We start from the raw sequence: 4391 nt of genomic DNA on the forward strand, positions 1-4391 counted from the left end.
CGTAGCGAGCATGATGGGAGAGCGAGATCGAATGTTCACGATTTTGGGTCGCATAGTGGGCCTACGCAACGAAAAATCGGGGGCATTTGAGCCGAGCTCCCATCAGCGCAGTAGATTAATCCTCAGTCCGACAGGCTCCTAAGTACACGCCGGATTCCTGTTACGCCCGCCGGATAAATTGGTAGTCGAGTCGATGAAGCAGGCGTCGCGGTTCAAGCTCGTCCCCCGATGGTGGGTGGCATTCTGGCTCCTGCTCCTTCCCTGCATCGTCACCGCGGAGCCAATCGCCGTGACGACGGACAAGCTGGTGCTGGAGTTCTCCACCCTGGGCGGGAGTCTGCGACGCCTCGAGGCCTGCTACCCGGCGTGTGACAAGGCGGCGGGCCGAATGGGTACGAGGTTTCGTTTTAACAATTCCGGCCCGGAGGGATCCCCAATCTCTATCGTCACCCCGGGCGATGACATCCTGACCCGAACGATCTCGCAGACCGAGTACTCGGTCGATCGATCCGATAATGACGCGTTCGTCACGCTGGTCTTCGAATCTCTCCCCATCGGGACCGGTGAGGTGATTCGCAAGACCTACGACATCTCCAGGGCCACCTACGGCATCCGCCTGACCGTCGAGATCGGGCGTAACAACCGTCAGGCTTTCGCATCGAAGCGCCCGCCGGCCCTGATGCTCGTCGGCGAAGGAGACTTTCACTCGACCCGCGAGCGATCGGGCTTCGCGGAGAGTCACGAGCGATTGTCGGCGGTCTACGCCATCGGTGACGAGGCATCCCGCTTCGAGACCGAAGAGGGTCGAACGGAGATGACCTTCTCCGTCCCCTTCTGGGCGGGTCTGCGAAACCGCTTCTGGGCCCTCCTGGCACGCCCCGCCGATCCAGGCAGTATCCGGGTGGCTGCCGAAGCGAACGAGGAAATCGCGTCCGTCACGCTGTCCGATATTGAGGACCCGGTGGTTCAAGGATTCCTGATCTACGCCGGCCCCGTGCAGCTCGACGAACTCAAGGGCACTTCGCCCACGTTGACTGCGTTGCTTTATGCGCCACTGTGGTTCTGGCTGCGCTGGCTGTGCTTCGCCCTGTACTATCCCCTCGCCCTGCTCTATCAAGTGACGGGAAATTACGGCATCGCCATCATGCTGCTGGCGGTCGTCGTCAAGATCGCGATGTCACCCCTCACCGCAGTTGCCGACCGATGGCAACGGGAGGTCGATATCACGCGTTCGGCTCTGCAACCGGGGCTGGACGTGATTAAACGTAACTTCAGGGGCGAGGAGCAGGTCAATCGCATTCATGCGCTGCACCGTGAGCATGGCGTGACCATGTTCTACTCCCTGAAGAGCCTGTTCGGCTTTCTGATCCAGATACCGGTGTTCATCGCCGCCTTCTACATGCTCAATGAGAACTTCCAGTTGTCGGGGGTCCCTTTCCTGTGGATCGCCGATCTGGCGCAGCCCGATCACTTCTTCCGTCTTCCCTTCACCCTCCCCTTCTTCGGCGCCTACCTGAATCTCCTGCCGTTCATTATGACGGGTGTTACACTGCTCGCTTCGCTGATCCACGACAGCGGATCACTGTCGCTGGACCTGGCGCGCAAACAGCGCAACCACCTGATCGTCATGGCGGTCCTGTTCTTCGTCCTGCTCTATACCTTTCCCGCCGGGATGGTGCTCTACTGGACCTCGAACAACCTGATAGAGTTCGCGAAGAGCTTGGCGGGACGCGTAGTCCGCAGTACACGGTAGAGCAACCACTGCCGGTGTGACGACAAACGTTCGATTGCCATCAAATGGTTACCAGCCATTATCCAACTACATCTCGGAATATTCGGAACGAATGGGAGTCAGCTCGTCACCGAAGCCTATCGCTCGAAAATTACAGGGGTCCGCAATCGGCCAAAATAGCGACACCAACGAACCTGCCCGGCAACGGCAGGTTAACACCGGCAGGTGATCATTCCTATGCGAGGAGTTTTTTGCTCTTTTCTCGCATCCGGTATTTTGGGTTATGGCGTATTGCGTTGTTTCGCCATCAGCCGTGGTGCACCCAGCAACCAGCGAATAAACAACCGAGCCAGGATCCCTATTGCTGATCAGGCTCGCGGACATGATATTTCCAGATTCGTTTGTTGACTTCAGCACAAATGCCTTAGAAGCTACTCCAACGATCCAATTCTAATCGTGATTTGCGTATTCTCAATGATTTGCTGTTGTGAGGCTATGATTGAGGTCAACATACAAGTTTTAACAGACGATATCGCTAGTTGGAAACGTCATCAAAACCTCTTTACTTGAAGTGGCCCAATATCAAGGAGACTGGACCATGATCGATGCAAATGGTACTCGCTTTCCAAGAAAATATTTTTGGGCGTTGTTGATCCCGGTAGCGCTGGTTGCAATTGTCGTTGCATTCGCGTTCAGACAGATGAGTATCGATACTGAGTTCGAGCAGGTTTCTGCTGCCGAGCGTAGTCATCTCCAACAAATCAGTGCGTTCGTGGCTGCGGAGGTTTCTTCCTCGGTGCATCGATTGGACGCCCTGACCCAAGAAACAGTTGTTCAACTGGCTATCGATACGTCGACCCCTCGTGCCATCCGGGTTTTACAGTCAGTATTCCTGACATTAGCGAACCGGAATCCTACCTGCCAGCAAATTCGCTGGATCGACCAATCGGGTGCGGAGAGAGTGCATGTCATGCGTTCCCAGAATGCGCCTATCATAGTAAAGCCGCAACAACTGCAGAATGAAAGTTCCCGCGATTATTTCAAGAATGTGATATCGCTACCTGACGGAGAAATCTATATTTCCCGGTTTAACTTCGATATAGAAAATGGCCAGAGCAAGAAACATCTTCTGCCGACCATTCGTGTGGCCAAGACAATACGAAACAGTCGAGGACAACGCCGTGGCATCTTAATTATCGACATCTCAACACCCTATATGCTGGAGGCTCTCAGAATTGCCCACGATGGGACCTCGGACACCGACTATATCATTGTGAGCGAAAGCGGATACGGGTTGGCGCCAAATGCACAGGCAGGCCAAGCAAAACCCAACCCCGAACAATACGCGGTATTCTCGACAAAATATCCTGCTGCGTGGAACCACATTTCTTCAAGTCGTGTCGGCAGTGCCGAACTGGAAGATGGCATCTGGGTCTGGAAGGAAATACTTTCGGAGGCATTAATCGCGCGGATTGCCGCAGCCACGTCTGGTGATTTTCTTACCACAACGCGTATACATTCGGATGATCTTACTCTTAAACTCGTGGCGCACAAGTCAACTTCAGCACTTGCAGAGTCGACTAAAAATATCACCGTCCAGATTACTGTAGGAACGATTCTCCTGTTGATTATTTATGCCTGGAGCCTGCTCTTTATGATGCGCAGCCAGGAGAGCGAAAACCGTGCGGCAATTGAAGCGGCCCACGCCAAAGCGCACGCAAGCCATATGCAACGCCTCAAGGAACTGGAAGAGCGGTTCCATCTATCTGTAGAGGCCAGTAGCGTCGGCATGCTGGTAGTCGACGCTGAAGGTACGATTGTTCTGAACAACACTGCCGCGGAATCCATGCTTGGATACGAAAAGGGTACGTTGCAAGGGTTGAGTGTGGACCTTTTGTTGCCATCCGCTCAGCGTAGCGATCATTCACGATTGAGGGCAGAATTTTTACGCAATCCGGAGGTTCGCAAGATGGGGCAGGGTCGAAAACTGGAAGCTGTTACAGCAGATGGCCGCAGGATACTGGTTGAGGTGGGTTTAAATCCTTATCTGGATCACGGCAAGCAGGTTGTGCTGGCGAGCATCGTCGATATATCCGGGAACCAGTAAGGTTTTTCATTCTTTTAAATTTCTGCCCTTGTGAGTTACTCCTAAATAGAAGGCTGGCGTTTATCGGACGAGACGCTATACGTTGATGTGGTCAATGAGCGGTATGTTTCGCGAAGAAGTGGAAGTATCCCGAGCTCAGCAGCGGGTTGCAGCAGGATCGGTGGTATGAGCGCATGGGGTGGGCGGGCTCTCCTCGGTATGGCTATACCAGGACAAAAATGTTGAATGAAAACAACAGGCGTGGGGTCCACTTCAATGTTTCTACGTGCAACCACCCGCGAGAAAGATGGCAAGGTGCACTGCGCGGTATTGGCGCATCGTGGAGAATCGCCGCCTGCCCGGTGGACGGGCCTCGCAGCGGCACCTATTGTATCTGGGCGAGATCAATTCCTCGCAGGAGCGGGCGTGGCGTAAGGCGATTGCCGGAAAATGGCATACCAGATCGCGCCGGATTTTCGTTCGTCATCAAGGCGCGACAACAGGCGCATAGTCGAACTATGTCACTGTTGTCGCAACACAGAGGACGGACGAAAAGACAAGCAGGGTGGTATG

2 protein-coding genes and 1 pseudogene are annotated in these 4391 nt (G+C 54.4%); all 3 read left to right on the forward strand.

Annotated elements, in window-relative coordinates; translation table 11 throughout:
- The first annotated feature begins 193 nt into the window (after positions 1–193).
- The 3 genes and pseudogenes from yidC to LJE91_16590 all read left to right on the forward strand — a co-directional run bounded on the left by yidC (position 194) and on the right by LJE91_16590 (position 4260).
- The gene (gene yidC, locus LJE91_16580) at positions 194–1753 is read left to right on the forward strand and encodes a membrane protein insertase YidC (GenBank protein ID MCG6870282.1); all 1560 of its coding nucleotides are present in this window, start codon (positions 194–196) and stop codon (positions 1751–1753) included.
- Between the two features lie 577 nt (positions 1754–2330).
- The gene (locus LJE91_16585; protein ID MCG6870283.1) at positions 2331–3839 is read left to right on the forward strand and encodes a PAS domain S-box protein; all 1509 of its coding nucleotides are present in this window, start codon (positions 2331–2333) and stop codon (positions 3837–3839) included.
- A 225-nt stretch (positions 3840–4064) separates the two neighbouring features.
- A pseudogene (locus LJE91_16590) lies at positions 4065–4260 on the forward strand (hypothetical protein).
- The last annotated feature ends 131 nt before the right edge of the window (positions 4261–4391 follow it).

The organism is Gammaproteobacteria bacterium (assembly GCA_022340215.1).
In the GTDB taxonomy this organism is placed as follows: Bacteria; Pseudomonadota; Gammaproteobacteria; order JAJDOJ01; family JAJDOJ01; genus JAJDOJ01.